At 31.2% G+C, this 15,665-nt stretch carries 10 protein-coding genes; 2 read left to right on the top strand and 8 right to left on the bottom strand.

What is annotated here, in order from left to right; all coding sequences use genetic code 11:
* Positions 1-35 precede the first annotated feature (35 nt).
* The 3 genes from addA to glyA all read right to left on the bottom strand — a co-directional run bounded on the left by addA (position 36) and on the right by glyA (position 8,561).
* On the bottom strand, positions 36-3,776 hold the full coding sequence (gene addA / locus BEE63_RS17630) for a helicase-exonuclease AddAB subunit AddA (protein WP_066022630.1): 3,741 nt from the start codon (positions 3,774-3,776) through the stop codon (positions 36-38).
* Entirely contained in the window at positions 3,763-7,224 is a 3,462-nt protein-coding gene (gene addB / locus BEE63_RS17625; protein WP_066022629.1) for a helicase-exonuclease AddAB subunit AddB, read from the bottom strand. The genes addA and addB overlap by 14 nt, the downstream gene beginning before the upstream one ends.
* A 101-nt stretch (positions 7,225-7,325) precedes the next feature.
* Entirely contained in the window at positions 7,326-8,561 is a 1,236-nt protein-coding gene (gene glyA / locus BEE63_RS17620) for a serine hydroxymethyltransferase (protein ID WP_066022628.1), read from the bottom strand.
* A 285-nt stretch (positions 8,562-8,846) separates the two neighbouring features.
* On the opposite strand from glyA, the gene BEE63_RS17615 reads away from it, so the two are divergent.
* The gene (locus tag BEE63_RS17615) at positions 8,847-9,620 is read left to right on the top strand and encodes a threonine/serine exporter family protein (RefSeq protein ID WP_066022627.1); all 774 of its coding nucleotides are present in this window, start codon (positions 8,847-8,849) and stop codon (positions 9,618-9,620) included.
* The gene (locus BEE63_RS17610; protein ID WP_066022626.1) at positions 9,617-10,060 is read left to right on the top strand and encodes a threonine/serine exporter family protein; all 444 of its coding nucleotides are present in this window, start codon (positions 9,617-9,619) and stop codon (positions 10,058-10,060) included. Before BEE63_RS17615 ends, BEE63_RS17610 begins: the two co-directional genes overlap by 4 nt.
* Before the next feature lie 680 nt (positions 10,061-10,740).
* On the opposite strand, the gene BEE63_RS17605 is transcribed toward BEE63_RS17610, so the two are convergent.
* The 5 genes from BEE63_RS17605 to dtd form a co-directional block, all read right to left on the bottom strand.
* Positions 10,741-11,019 (bottom strand): metal-sensitive transcriptional regulator, encoded by a 279-nt coding sequence (locus BEE63_RS17605; RefSeq protein WP_066022625.1) that lies wholly within the window; start codon positions 11,017-11,019, stop codon positions 10,741-10,743.
* A 139-nt stretch (positions 11,020-11,158) separates the two neighbouring features.
* On the bottom strand, positions 11,159-12,937 hold the full coding sequence (aspS, locus tag BEE63_RS17600) for an aspartate--tRNA ligase (protein ID WP_066022624.1): 1,779 nt from the start codon (positions 12,935-12,937) through the stop codon (positions 11,159-11,161).
* A gap of 214 nt (positions 12,938-13,151) precedes the next feature.
* A complete protein-coding gene (locus tag BEE63_RS17595) occupies positions 13,152-14,582 on the bottom strand; it encodes a coproporphyrinogen III oxidase (protein ID WP_066022623.1) in 1,431 nt (476 codons plus the stop codon).
* A 19-nt stretch (positions 14,583-14,601) separates the two neighbouring features.
* Positions 14,602-15,198: an MBL fold metallo-hydrolase gene (locus BEE63_RS17590; RefSeq protein WP_066022622.1), complete on the bottom strand. Its 597-nt coding sequence runs from the start codon at positions 15,196-15,198 to the stop codon at positions 14,602-14,604.
* An 11-nt stretch (positions 15,199-15,209) separates the two neighbouring features.
* The gene (gene dtd / locus BEE63_RS17585; protein ID WP_066022621.1) at positions 15,210-15,659 is read right to left on the bottom strand and encodes a D-aminoacyl-tRNA deacylase; all 450 of its coding nucleotides are present in this window, start codon (positions 15,657-15,659) and stop codon (positions 15,210-15,212) included.
* Positions 15,660-15,665 lie beyond the last annotated feature (6 nt).

Here is a 15,665-nt window from a genome sequence, read left to right as displayed (position 1 = left end):
TTGCAATATAATTTTTTTGAAGATGCCTTAAATCCCTATTGTATTTTAACAGCATCACCAGAGTAAAATAAATAAAGATATTTCTCTTTTACTTTTAAACCAGTTATGATTTCAAGAGCCTTCTCATAATAATTAATTTGATAAGTATATTTTTTAATTATATCATCTATATTATCATCATTTACATAATCATTTTTATAATCTACAAGTATTATTTCATTATTTTCCTTAAAAAACAAATCTATTATACCTTGAACTACAATCTCTTCCCCTTCATATTCCTTAGGCAAACTCTTATATATATCTGTGCTTTTTACTCTCATTTGAAATGGGAATTCTCTGTATACATTCTGAGACTTAATTACTCTTTTACCTATTTCATTTTCAAAGAATTTTAGAATTCTACGTATATTTACACTCTGTGCCTGCTTTTCAGTTAAAATTTTTCCTATAACCATATTATCTACTTGATTTTTAATATCCTTAGCATTCATGTTTTCATGTAAAGCTAAATGCTGCATTACAGAATGCATAGCAGTTCCCCTCTCTGCGGGTGTCAACTTTTTTACTTCCTCAAGAAAATGCGGTTTCTTTGAGAGAGGTGGTGTAAAAATCTTAGCAGCATAATCATCATTTTGCTGGTTCATTCTTCTCTTAAGCTCCGTTACTGAAAGAAGCGCTGGAAGCTCAGAGGCTTTTTTATGTGGATATTTATATTCAAGCCTATTCTTTATCTCCTCTGCATAATTACTTTCATATGGCATGCCTTTTATCTTATTTAAATTTTCATAAAATAAATTAATTCTGTCATCAGTGTTTTCTTCATCCTCTAAAGACGGCTCACTAAATGTAAGTATATCCTCTCTGCTCCACATTTCTATTTTCCAATTTGATTCATCATCAATTAATTTTCCTTCTTTAACTTCACCTGCAGCCTCTCTCAATTTTTCAGCATCTTTATGCCTTATAACTGCACTTGCTATCCAATCAAGAAAACTTTTACTCTTAAGTATAAAATCCTCTGAGATCTTGTCACTACTTACATTTAAATTCATTGACCACTTAAAAGCAGCTTTTTGAACATCCTTAACTGAACCTGTTATTATGAGCTTCTCTTTAGCTCTAGTAAAGGCTACATATAGAATTCTCATTTCTTCAGAAAGTGTTTCAAGCTTTATTTTATTCTTTATTGCCTCTTTTACAAGTGTTTTATGTGAAATTCTCCTTTTATAATCAACATACTCAGGACCAAAACCAAGGTAGTCATTAAAAAGTACTGGATTATTCATATCCATAAAGTTAAAATTCTTTCCACAGCCGCTTACAAATACTATAGGGAATTCCAGTCCTTTGCTCTTATGTATACTCATTATCCTAACTACATTTTCATTTTCGCCTAAAATTTTTGCACTTCCCATATCACCGCTAGTAAGCTTAAGTTTGTTTATAAAGTTTATGAAATTAAATAATCCTTTATAACTAGTTTCACTATAAATCTTAGCTCTTTGAAATAGCATTTTCAAATTTGCTTGACGCTGAATTCCTCCACTAACAGCTCCTACATAACCGTAGTACCCCGTATCAGTATAGAGATACCATATAAATTCATCTATAGGAGTATATAATGATTCTTTTCTCCATTTATGAAGCTTAGAAAGAAATTCTCTTACTTTTATTGAAAATTCATCATCACCATTTTCTGCTGCATTTTTTAGCTTATCATAAAAAGTAATTCCTTCTATTCCTTTTATATCAATTAAATCCTCTACTGTAAAGCCTCCAATTGGAGATTTTAGCACCGCTGTCATTGGGATATCCTGCCTTGGATTATCAATTATCTGAAGCAGCGACAACATAGTTTTAACCTCAGGCGTTTCAAAATAACCTGAATTAGTATCAGAAAAAACTGGTATACCCATATTTTTAAGTTCATCCGAAAAGACATCTGCCCATCCTTTTGTAGATCTAAGTAGAATTACAATATCCTTAAACTGGGCTTTTCTATAAGTACTTGTATTTTTATCGAGTACTTTGAAGCTATTTATAAGCTCCAGAATTCTTTTTCCAATAAGCCTAGCTTCAAGCATAATATTATCTACATTTTCTTCATCTTCATCATTTTCCTTAATAGCTTCTTCTTTCACTTCATTTTTTTCAATTATATTGAGCTCAACGGCATGAGAAAATGCCTTTTCATCTATTTCTTCATAATTTGCCCCTAAATTTAATTTTTCTTGATCATTATAATCAAGTTCACCTATGTTTCGAGACATTATTTGCTTAAATACAAAATTTACTGCATCCAGTATTTCCTTTCTGCTCCTAAAATTTTTGTATAGAAGTACTTTTCTATCTTTTTCTCCATCAGCTGTTTTATAACTATTATATTTATCCAAAAATATACCTGGATTTGCTTGTCTAAACCTATATATACTCTGTTTTACATCACCAACCATAAATAAATTTGGATTTTCTGTATCCTTCCTCGATATAGTTCCAAGTATAACTTCCTGCACCATATTACTATCCTGATACTCATCTATAAGTATTTCATCATACTTTTCACGTATTTTAAGTGCCGTATCTGAAGGTATTATATTACCATCATCATCTTTTTTAACAATAATAGAAAGACACATATGCTCAAAATCATTAAAATCAATTATACCTCTCTTTTTCTTTTTATCCTTATATCTAATATCAAATTCTATAATAAGTTCACTTAAAGTTTTCATGAGAGGATATAAACCTTTAAATTCTTCTTTTATTTCTTCATCATCCTGCAATAACATATCGTCACTTATGCTGCTTAAACTCTTTTTAACACCATCTCTTATAGACTTTACAATACTCTGCTTTTCTTTGTCTACACCTTTAGGACATCTTTTTAACTTTTTAAATTCAATATTTAGGGATTGAGCTTTAAGACTTCCAAAACTTTCTGAAGCCTTAATTAAAGCTTCAATCATAAAAAGCTCTGATTCAAAATTTTCTCTGTAATTTTCTATTGATGGACATTCATTTATTATTTCAATTGCCACTTTAAGCTGATTTTCCATACCTAATAATTGAATCTTTATATTTTGTTTTAAAACATCTGCCCAAATCGAATCTTCAAACTTAAAGTCATCACCTACATTAAATTTTTCAGAAGCATTTGTAAGCCATGTATAAGGCTCAGGATTGCTCATAACAAAGCTATAAAGGTTCATTATCATATTAAAGAGTATATCATCACTCTTATTACCACAGTAACATTCTACAAGCTTTAAAAATTCCATACTGTTATTATTTTTATTTATCCCTTTAGAGGTATATTCCGCCTGAAGGTACTTATCCTCAAAAAGTTCTTCTAATGTTTCATTTTTAAGGAGAAGCACCTCAGTTTCATCTCCAACTCTGAAATCAGGGTCCAAATCAAGCATATGGAAATTATTCTTTATTACATCAAGGCAAAATGCATGTATTGTAGTTATTTTAGCTTTTCCAAGTAAAGCTAGCTGTTTTTGAATTACCCTTGATCCTGGATTTTCACAAAGCTTTTTAGATAAAGCATTTCCTATTCTCTCTCTCATCTCAGATGCTGCTGCATTAGTAAAAGTAACCACCAAAAGTTTATCAATATCAATAGGATTTTCTTCATCGGTTATCATTCTTACTATTCTTTCAACGAGAACTGCTGTTTTTCCAGAACCAGCAGCTGCTGCAACAAGAAGATTACAATTTTTAGTTTCTATTGCCTCAAGCTGTTCTTTTGTCCATTTAGTTGCGCTCATTGTAATCACCTTCTTCATCTATTTCTTTCCCTATAAGTTTAAATACTTCGTCATCCGACTTTTCCTTAACATATCTATAATTATTGCCATGAAACATAGTATCAAACCTACAAATAGATGAATAAATGCAGTAATCACATGGCTTTTCCTTTCCATTTTTATACGGTCTTATTTTTATATCTCCCATTAGTAGCTTTTCACAATTTTTAATAACTAAATTCTTTACATGGCCTATTAACATTTCAAACTGCTCTTTAGTAGCCGCACTTGACCTTCCAAGAGTACCATCTTTCTTTATTGAAGCAGGAATAAGTATTGATGCACCTTCCATTTGTCTATCCATCTCATGTACAACCTCTGGATCTGAAAGTAAAAGTCCCTTCATTTTAAGATGCTTCATTATTTCCTCTTTAATTTCTTCCTCTGTTAAATTTCTTTTATCCTTTATAATGGGATCATCCATTGTAAAATAAAATATTCCGCCAGGTAAAGTTCTATCATCATCCTCCAGATTCTCACTTTGAAGTATAGCATCAAGATATAACAGAAGTTGAATATCAAAACCATAATACACATCCGATAGTTTAAATATCTTATTGCCTGATTTATAGTCTATTATCCTTATATAAGTATTTCCGTCCTTTTCCAGCATATCGATTCTATCAATTCTTCCCGTAAGTACAACTTCACTATTATCAGCAAGCTTAACTGTTATTGGTGGATAATTTCCTCCATTTTCAAAGGTAACCTCATACCCTGCTGGCCTAAAACCACTTCTTTTAAACTGCTCTGCAACAATTCTAGCAGTTCTTTTTAATATTCTTTTAAGCCTTAATGTCATATAACTGTATCTAGGTGAACTGTTAAATATAGAACCAGCATTATCTTCTAATTCCCTATCAACTATTTCATATATTTTTTTCTCACAAACTTTATCATCTACGTCTTTCCATTCTATATTTTCTTCTCTTATGTTTTCACAAAATTCGTCTATTACCTTATGCATAAAAGAACCCAAATCCGGAGGCGTTAAACTAAACATTTTCCTTTCTTTTATGTTAAGTCCATACTGCACATAATATGAGAAAGGACACTCTACATATTTTTCAAGTCTTGATACACTCATTTTTAAGCTGCTTCCATATAGTTTTACTGCCTTTTCTTCACTTATATAATCAACTTGAGTAGTATAAGCTACCGCCTTAAACATATTGCTGCATTTTTGAGACCAACTTTCATCTTTACAGTACCATCTATATACATCATGCCAGACAGCACTACTATGATTCTTCCCATCTACTTCCTTTCTGAAAGATGCTACCATTTCATTAAAAGTAGGCACAGTACTAGAAACAAGCTTCATATTCTCATCATCGTTATCAATTTTGATTACATCACTTTTTTCTTTAAGTTCTGGAAAAAGTGTCTTCATTCTATTTATTATCATAGAAGGTCTTAAAGTTTTTCCTTCATAATCAGCTATAGGATAACTTAATATTAAATATTCACTGGAATTTGCAATAGATGTATATACCAAAAATCTCTGCTCCATAGCTTGAGTTTTTGTATCCTTAGCAAGTTCTACTCCGCTATTCATTAAAATTTCTCTGTCTCTATCGCTGAGTATGCCCTCTTCCATAGCCGCAGATGGAAATACACCATCATTAACACCCATTATGAATATAAGCTTTATTGCGTGACTTTTAAGACGATCTATGCTTCCAACAAGGACTTGATCTAAAGATGATGGAATAAGCCCCATTTTATGTTCTTTTACCCCTATGGAAAATATTTTAGAAAACTGCTCTAAATTTGCCTTCTCATCACCCATTACCTCAACCAGTTGGTCCATAAGTTCTATTATTACGTTCCATATTTGACTGTATTCATTTGCCAAAACCTGTCTTCCGCTTTCTCTAAATTCGGAAACCATTTTTTCAACTTTATCTGGAACATTTATATCACACAAAAATTCGAATAGTGATTTGCATATTTCAGCAACATTACTCTTTCTTAAAACTTTTTTTCTAAATTCAACTATAGGTTCCACAACTTTATTTCTTATTTCATTTACTTTTGCTAATCTCTCTTGGTTCTCTACCGAAACTTCATCATCATAACCATTGTGATATACATTATATGTCCAGTCCTTCTCAGTCCATTTCTTCTTTCCCTTTATTCCAGCTGCTAAAACATAATTTTCTAATATATCAATATCATCATAAGGGACATCAGTAAAACCTGTTTTAAGATACCTGAAAACAGCCTCATAAGACCAGTTTTTAATAAAAATATCCATGATTGATTTTATGAGTATTATGAGAGTATTATCTTCAATATCTTTATTTTCATCTATAAAAAACGGAATGCCATACTCTTTAAAAATTACAGCCACGGTTTTTTTATAACTTCCTAAATCCCCTGTTACAACAGCCATATCTGAATAACGCATTTTCTTATCGCGCACAAATTCCACTATTTTTCTAGCTGTTTCTTCAACTTCAGTATACAGGTTTGAAGTCTTAAAAATCCCTATTTTTTTAGGTTCACTTTTATATATTTCATATGGAAAGCTGTATAAATTTTTCTCTAAAAAGCCAAGCTCTGGGCTTCTCTTAAATCTGTAAAACGGTCTTTTATTTAAATTTACAGGTTTATCAATTTTTACGTTATTATCCTGAGCTATTTTCATTATTCTATTTTCTGTGTTTTTAGTTACAGAAAAAATATCATCATCATACGGCACATTGCCATAATCCATAGTTAATGTAATATTAACTCTACTGCACTTTTTTAATAATTCTTCTATTATTCCATACTGCTGTGGTATAAAGCTTGAAAATTCGTCAAGCCATATTTCAGCGCCACTGAGCATATTTGAAAATTTTATTTTATCTTTAAGCATAGTAAGATCATCGTCAGAATCTATGTAATTCTTATGAAGTAATTTATCAAATTCATCGTATATTAAACTTAAATCATGAAGTTTATTTTTAAGCTCATCATCTTCTACATTATCAATAGTACTTCTAAGTATCTCCGGTGTTAATTCATATTTTTTAAACTCACTTATTGTATCTGACACAGTATCAACAAAACCCTTTTGTCTTGCTGAAAGAGCGAAAACTTTAAACTCATCTTTTAGTTTATTCATTATGTGATAAAAGAGCATACTCTTACCTGATGAATTCATATGTTCTCTTGCTATTCCGCCAACTTCATCAAACACTCTATACGCCATTCTCTTAAAGCTAATTACCCTAACTCTACTAAGGCTCTTTTCACCAATTAATGTTAATATACTTTTTTCACTTTGAAAAGAAAATTGTTCTGGAACAACAAGTATAAGGGGCTTATCTCCGCCTTTTTCTATTCTACTATGTATGCTGTTTATGCAAAACTGACTTTTTCCACTTCCAGCTCTTCCGTATATAAATCTTAAACTCAACTTATAGCACCCCTTTTCACAACCTTATAAATTAAATTATATACAATAAAAATATACATTGCAAAAATTGCAATGTATATTTTTATTATTGACATAATTTTTTATTTGTATATAGGGAATTTACTACATAACTCAGAAACTTGTTTTCTTATTTCGCTTAAATCTTCATCTCTATGTTCAATAGCATAATTTATAAAGTATGCTACCTTCTTCATTTCATCTTCTTTAAAACCTCTAGTTGTAACCGCTGGAGTTCCCATTCTTATACCACTTGTTACAAAAGGACTCTTTGTTTCAAAAGGTATAGTATTTTTATTAGCTGTTATTCCAACTGAATCAAGAAGATGTTCTGCATCTTTTCCTGTTATATTTTTATTTGTTAAATCAACTAGTAGAAGATGGTTATCAGTTCCTCCTGATACTATTCTAAAACCATAATTTTGAAGCTCATCTGCAAAAACCTTTGCATTTTTTATTATCTGATTTGCATAATCTTTAAAATCGTCCTTTAATGCTTCTCCAAAGCACACTGCCTTACCTGCAATTATATGCATTAATGGTCCACCCTGCATACCAGGGAATACTGCTTTATCAATAGCCTTTGCATATTTTTCTTTGCAGAAAATTGCTCCTCCTCTTGGTCCTCTTAAAGTCTTATGTGTAGTTGTTGTTACAAAATCAGCATATGGAACTGGTGATGGATGAAGTCCTGCTGCTACAAGACCTGCGATATGAGCTATATCAACCATCATATAAGCTCCTACTTCATCACATATTTCTCTTATTTTCTTAAAATCTATAATTCTTGAATATGCGCTGGCACCTGATACTATAAGCTTTGGCTTGCATTTTAGTGCAGTTTCTCTCATTGCTTCATAATCAATTTGTTCTGTTTCTTTGCTTACGCCATATGGAATTACATTAAAGAGTTTTCCTGAAAAGTTAACTGCACTTCCGTGACTTAGATGACCACCATCAGTTAAATTCATACCCATTATTGTATCTCCTGGCTTTAACATAGCAAAATATACAGCCATATTGGCCTGTGAACCTGAATGTGGTTGTACATTTGCATGCTCTGCTCCAAAAAGCTTTTTTGCTCTCTCACGTGCAAGTTCTTCTACTTTATCAACTACATAACATCCGCCATAATATCTTTTTCCTGGATATCCTTCTGCATATTTATTAGTTAAGTAAGAACCCATTGCTTCCATTACAGCTTGACTTGTAAAATTTTCTGATGCTATAAGTTCTATGTTATTTTCCTGCCTTTTATGTTCTTCTTCTATAACAGAATAAACCTCAGGATCACTGGCTTTTACCTTTTCAAAATCCATTTATTATACACTTCCTCGTATTTTAATTTAATTAGCTAAAAAATTATCAATTTTATGTATGATTATATACTAAAATGGCGTAGAATTCAAATAAAAATTTGTGTTATAATAATTTTTGTACAAAACATAAATTCTACCTTATAAAAGATTCTAAGCTCTAAACTCTTTTACAGGAATACTTTATAAGTCACAATGTAATACTTTTAATGCATTTACATAGTTAATAATTATACATTAATTTATAATCCTATTTAGCTACAATTTTTTGAAAGGTTCTGTTAACTATTGTCTAACGAAAAAATTATAAATTTAGCAGCATATGCAGGTAAAATATTACTTGAAAGTGGTGCTGAAACATATAGAGTTGAAGAAACAATAAACAAAATTTGTTCAGCTTTTGATATGAAAGCCGCTGATAGTTTCGTAACCCCAACAGGTCTTATCATATCAGGTACAGGTAATGATGATAAAATAATTTCTATAGTAAAGAGGGTACAGGTAAGAACAGTAAATCTTGAAAAAATATCCGAAGTGAATAATCTTTCCAGACTTTTGCAGCATGAGACTCTTTCTATTGAGGAAGTACATAGTAGGCTAGAAAAAATTGATAATAATAAGATTTTTCCAAATTGGACTCATACTTTGGCCAGTGCCTTAGCAGCTGGATTTTTCACTCTTATTTTTGGAGGTACTATAAACGATTTTGGAGTTTCATGCCTTATAGGTGTATTAATTAGATTATCCTCAACCATAATTTCCAAGCTTAATATGAACGACTTTTTTCTCAATATGTTTGGAGGTGCGGTTGCAGCACTTACAGCACTTATTTTTAAGAGATTAGGAATTGTAGTCTATTTAGATAAGACCATCATAGGTTCTATAATGCTATTAGTACCCGGTCTTGCGATTACAAATGCTGTAAGAGATACCATAGCCGGAGATTTAGTGTCTGGAATTTCAAGAGCACTTGAAGCCTTTTTCATGGCAGTAGCTATAGCTGCTGGAACTGGTATAGTTTTTAAAGTATGGATTAACTTTTTTGGAGGTACAGGGTTATGATATTAAACTTTATATACGCATTTATAGCATGTGCAGCATTTTCAATTTTATTTAATATAAAAGGCAAAAGAATATTTATAGCATCTTTAGGCGGCGGATTAGGTTGGCTTATATACATATTGTGCATTCATTATAATGTTTCCATAACTTCTTCTAACTTTATAGCTGCTATGGTAGTTTCTATATACTGTGAAATAATGGCAAGAGCCTCAAAAACTCCTGTAATTGTGTATTCTGTCTCTGGTATCATTCCATTAGTACCTGGAAACGGAATGTACAACACTATGTATGAAACTATAACCGGAAATCTTTCAAAAGCATCAGAATGGGGTTTTAAAACCTTAATGTATGCAGGTTCCATTGCTGTTGCTATCATTTTAGTTTCTTCACTTGCTAGACTAATAAAGATGAAGAGAAGTAGCAGTGCTTTGGAACATTAAAAAAATCCTATAAATCTAAGATAAAAAAATCATAAAATACTAAGAGTTTTAAATAACTCACTACGTTCAAACAAATTCAAAACTCTAAGTATTTTATGATTTTTTTGTCAAGATTTATAGGATTTTTTTAAATCGTTCCAAAGCACTGCTACTTCTCTTTGAGGGTAAAGCAAGGAAGAAATTCCTCCGTACCTACGGAATTTCAGGGGTGAAATATATTTACTTCTATATCTATCTTATTTAGCTTTTAAATACATTAATGTATTAGTCATCATTAATTAGTGGTAAATAAAATCATACACGATATTTAGGCAAAGCTAATTCTTCTTTATAAAACAGGATATCTTAGTATTTACAATTAACAACCTTGATTTACTGATATTAAGAATTATCTAAACCTTTATAATATAGAAATTGCCTGGTATATTATAATTTTATAATACGATATTATAGAATTTTTCGTAGAGCAGCGGAGAAAAATTTACCTTGCACTTATTTAAATGAAGTAATATTATTTTGGGAACGATTTAAATAAAACTCAATAAACCTTACCCCAAATTATGAAAAGACTTAGAAATTTTAATTTGTCTGAACCTAAAGGTGAGTTATTAAAATTTCTTAGTATTTTCATAATTTAGGGTTTAGGCTTATGAGTTTTATTTAATGTTCCCAAAATAATATTACTTCATAAACATAGTTATAGTGGAAATTAGTTCGTCTAGTTTAGAATCATTCAAATCGTCTAATTTAATCTCATCTTTCATGCACTTTTTTGTATAATTCTGAAGCATTAGTATCCCTATTTTATTTACAGCCGCTTTAACTGCAGCAACCTGCACAAGTACATTTTTACAACAGGCATCAGCTTCTATCATTTTTTCTATACCTTTTACCTGTCCTTCTATCTTCCTGAGTCTTACAATCAGATCTTTTTTATTTTTTTCATTATTTTCTCCCACTTATTTCACTCTCCAATCGGAAAATATAAAGAATTGCATCTCCTATGAAATTAATTAAATAACATATGGGAAAACTAGCACTTTTACCAGTTTTCCCATATAAAAACTATATCTATCAAAATGATTTAAATTCTATTTTTTATTTTTCCTTGCATTCTATGCCAAGCTCTTCAAGTTGAGCTGCATCTACAATATTAGGTGCTTCTGACATTGGGCAGAATGCATTCTGATTTTTAGGGAATGCTATTACATCCTTTATATTCTCTGTGCCTGCAAGGAACATTATAAGTCTATCAAGACCATATGCAAGTCCCGCATGTGGTGGTGGTCCAAATTTAAACGCCTCAAGAAGGAAACTAAATCTTCTCCATGCATCTTCCTTTGAAATACCTATTACCTCAAACATTTTTTCCTGGAGTGCAACATCATGAATTCTAACGCTTCCTCCTCCAAGTTCCTCTCCATTTAATACAATATCATATGCCTTAGCTCTAACCCTTGCAGGATCGGAATCAAGATACTGAATATCTTCGTCCATTGGCATTGTGAATGGATGATGTTCTGCTTGGAATCTACCTTCTTCTTCATTATAAGATAGAAGTGGGAATTCAGTAACCCATACAAATCTAAATTCTTTATTATCCTTTAATAACTCAAGCTCCTTCGCAAGCTCTACTCTAAGTGCTCCTAGTGCTTGAAATACTACTGAATCTTTATCTGCAACTATAAGTATAAGGTCTCCTGTTTTACCTTGAACCTTATCAATTATTGCATTTAACTCTTCTTCTTTTAAGAACTTAGCAATAGGAGATTTTACTCCATCTTCCTTAAGTGCGATCCATGCCAAACCCTTTGCCTTATATGTCTTTACAAACTCACCTAATTTATCTATCTTTTTTCTAGGCATATTAGCTGAATTTGGTGCTTTAATAGCTCTTACGCTTCCACCATCCTTTATAGCTCCGCTAAACACTTTAAACTCACTATTTTTTAATTCTTCACTTATATCATTAATTTCCATGCCAAATCTTAAATCTGGTTTATCTGATCCGTACTTTTCCATAGCAGTTTTCCACGTCATTCTCTCAATTGGAAGTTTTACATCAACTCCAGCTATTTCTTTAAAAACCTTTTTGATAAGTTTTTCATTGAGAGCCATTACGTCATCTTCCTCAACAAAAGACAATTCCATATCGACTTGTGTAAATTCAGGCTGCCTATTAGCTCTTAAATCTTCATCTCTAAAGCATTTTGCTATTTGGAAGTACTTATCATAGCCTGATACCATAAGAAGCTGTTTAAAAAGCTGTGGTGACTGAGGAAGCGCATAAAATTTACCGTTAAAATTTCTACTTGGTACTAAATAATCTCTTGCACCCTCAGGTGTACTTTTTGTAAGTACTGGTGTTTCCATCTCAAGGAAACCTTCCTCATCCATAAAATCTCTTATAACTTTTGTAGTTTTATGTCTTATCTTAAAAATCCTCTGCATATCAGGTCTTCTAAGATCAAGATATCTATATTTAAGTCTTATATTTTCAGCAGCATCAAGATTTTCTTTTATGTAAATAGGTGGAGTTTCACTTTCTGATAATATTTTAATATTTTCTCCCCTTAATTCCACCATTCCTGTTGGCATATGAGGATTTGGTGATTCACGTTTTACAACATCTCCAGAAACTGCTATACAATATTCTGATTTAACCAAATCTGCCTTTAAAAAAGCATCTTTATTTATCTCTTCTCCGAAAACCACCTGGAGTATTCCTTCTCTATCTCTTAAATCTACAAATACTAATCCTCCAAGATTTCTCTTTCTTTGAACCCAGCCCATAACTACAACTTTATTTCCAATATGGTTTTCTCTAAGTTCACCGCACATAATGGTTCGCTTTAATCCATTTAAAGATTCTCCCATTTCTTTATTCCTCCTAAATATAGGATTCTCAGTTCAACTATCAAGTTATGCATGCACCATAATACTCTAATTCTAGCATTTTAAAATACATATATCTTATGTTTTACCTTGTGAATCCCTTATGTAATACAAATGTCATGAATAAACCACTTCACATACTAATTGAAGTGGCCCTAAATTTAATTTTAACCCTATAATTCACTTTTATCAAGGTTTATTCTCTATACAATGTTTCTAAAAAATCTATTTTTCCATTTACTTTTTCCTTAATTCTTTTTATGTACTCCCTTACATCTTTTAAATTAGCATATCTTTCTATTCTGTTAGTATCTTTAAATATTATCTTTGAAACACCATGACAGCCCACTGCAATTATAGGTTCGCTGTCTTCTATCATTATCATATTGTATACACATTCTCTGCCTTTTATAGAGTATCCTATATTCTCCATGTTGCCTAACATATTCTTCTGTCTATACATATAATATGGACTCATATTAAGCTTTCTCGCTGCATCATGAGCTATTTCAAACATATCATTTATTTCACTATCATCCGGTAATTTTACTTCCTTCTCCTCTAAAATATCTTCAAATAATTTTGAACCTCTTTTTAAAGCTAAACCATGGATAGTTAAACTTTCAGGCTTTAATTTTAAAATTTCGCTGCAGGTATTTTTAATCTTATCTACATTTTCCCCTGGAAGCCCTATTATTATGTCCATATTTATATTTGAAAATCCAACTTTTCTTGCCATATAGAACTTGTCAACTACATCCTGAACAGTATGATGCCTTCCTATAACCTTCATGGTATCATCATTCATGGTCTGTGGATTTATACTTATCCTATGAACTCCATACTTTTTCATTGTATTTAATTTTTCTTCTGTTATACTGTCTGGCCTTCCGCCTTCTACCGTAAACTCTTTTACAGAATTACCTTTTATGAATGCCTCATACACATTTTTCATTATGAGTTCAAATTGATTATTATTTACTGATGTAGGTGTCCCTCCACCAAAGTAAACACAGCTTATATTAAGTCCTTTATTTTTTATGTATTCCGAAGTTGCCTTAATATCATAAATCATAGCATTAAGATAATCATCTACGTACTTTTTACAATGATCTATAGTATCTGAAATAAATGAGCAGTATAAGCACCTTGTAGGACAAAATGGCATCCCAAGATAAATGCTTACTGCCTTTTTATCATCCTTTATAAAATTTCTTTCATTTTTACTAACTTCTATACATAATCTTGCCTTTTTTTCATCTGTACAGTTATGAATCCTATAATAATCTATTATTTCTTCATCACTTTTATTTTCTTCTATTAACTTACTGGCTATTTTGCTAGGCCTTATACCTATTAAAGTACCCCATGGCAATTTTCTACCTGTAAGATGAGAAAAATATTTAAATACAGCCATCTTAACATTATCATTAAATTTTATCCTATCATCAAACTCATAATTTTGTAGGCTGCCATCCTGTGAAAAAATTTGAGTATTATTAGAACCAATTTCTATCCTATAGTCCCAACTTTCCGAATCAACCATTTCTACTTTTTTAAAAAACAAAATGGTCATATGATAAACAGCATACGAATACGCTTCATCATTTATTTTTACTTTTGTCATAATTTAAACTCCCCAGTCTTTAGATAAATGGATTACTCATCTTTTCGTGTTCTATAGTTGTTTCTCCTCCATGTCCAGGATATACAATAGTACTGTCATCCAATTTAATGAGTTTCTTAACAGAATCCACAAGTGCATTGAAATCTCCACCAGGAAGATCCGTTCTTCCAACCGAATTATTAAAAAGAGTATCACCAGAGAAAAGGAAATTATCTATTAAATAGCACATACCACCTGGAGTATGGCCAGGAGTTTCTATGCATTTTACTTTTAAACTTCCAAATTGAAGCTCATCATTATCATTTACATATTTGTTTGCGTTCTCTTCTTTTTTTCCAAACATGTATTCTCCATTATTTATAAGCTTAACATCTTTTTCATTCATATAAACATCTATATCATACTCTTTTATTAATTCTGACACAGCAGCTGTATGATCTGCATGGCCATGGGTCAGTAATATGAATTTAAGATTGGAGTTTGTATCCTTAAAAGCCTTTAAAATTTTATTAGGAGCATCACCTGGATCTATAATTATACTATCATTTGTCTTTTCATCAACAATTATATAGCAATTTGTCATATACATACCAGCAGGAATTATACTTATTTTCATACATTTCACCTCTAAAATACTTTTTTACTATCAAGCAGCAACGTTACAGGCCCATCATTTTCTATCTCAACATCCATATAGGCTCCAAATATTCCAGTTTGAACATTCTGTATGTCCTCTTTACATGAAGATACGAAATCCTCATATATCTTTTCTGCTTTATCTCCTGAAAGAGCTGCTACAAAACTTGGGCGCCTACCTTTCCTACAGTCTCCATACAATGTAAACTGTGAAATTACTATGAGCTCTCCATTGATATCTTTTAAGGATTTATTCATCTTGTCATTTTCATCCTCAAATATTCTTAAGTTTATAATTTTATTTTTTAAATACTCTACATCTTCTAAGGTATCTCCCTCTGTAATTCCTATGAGCACATTTAAGCCTTTATCTATTTGTCCTACTACTTTTCCGTCAACTTTCACACTTGACTTTTTCACTCTTTGTACAACTGCCCTCATAATATC

Source organism: Clostridium pasteurianum, assembly GCF_001705235.1.
Classification (GTDB): domain Bacteria; phylum Bacillota; class Clostridia; order Clostridiales; family Clostridiaceae; genus Clostridium_S; species Clostridium_S pasteurianum_A.
Note: the sequence above shows the minus strand (reverse complement) of the source record. Positions and strands in the feature narration are given on the sequence as shown.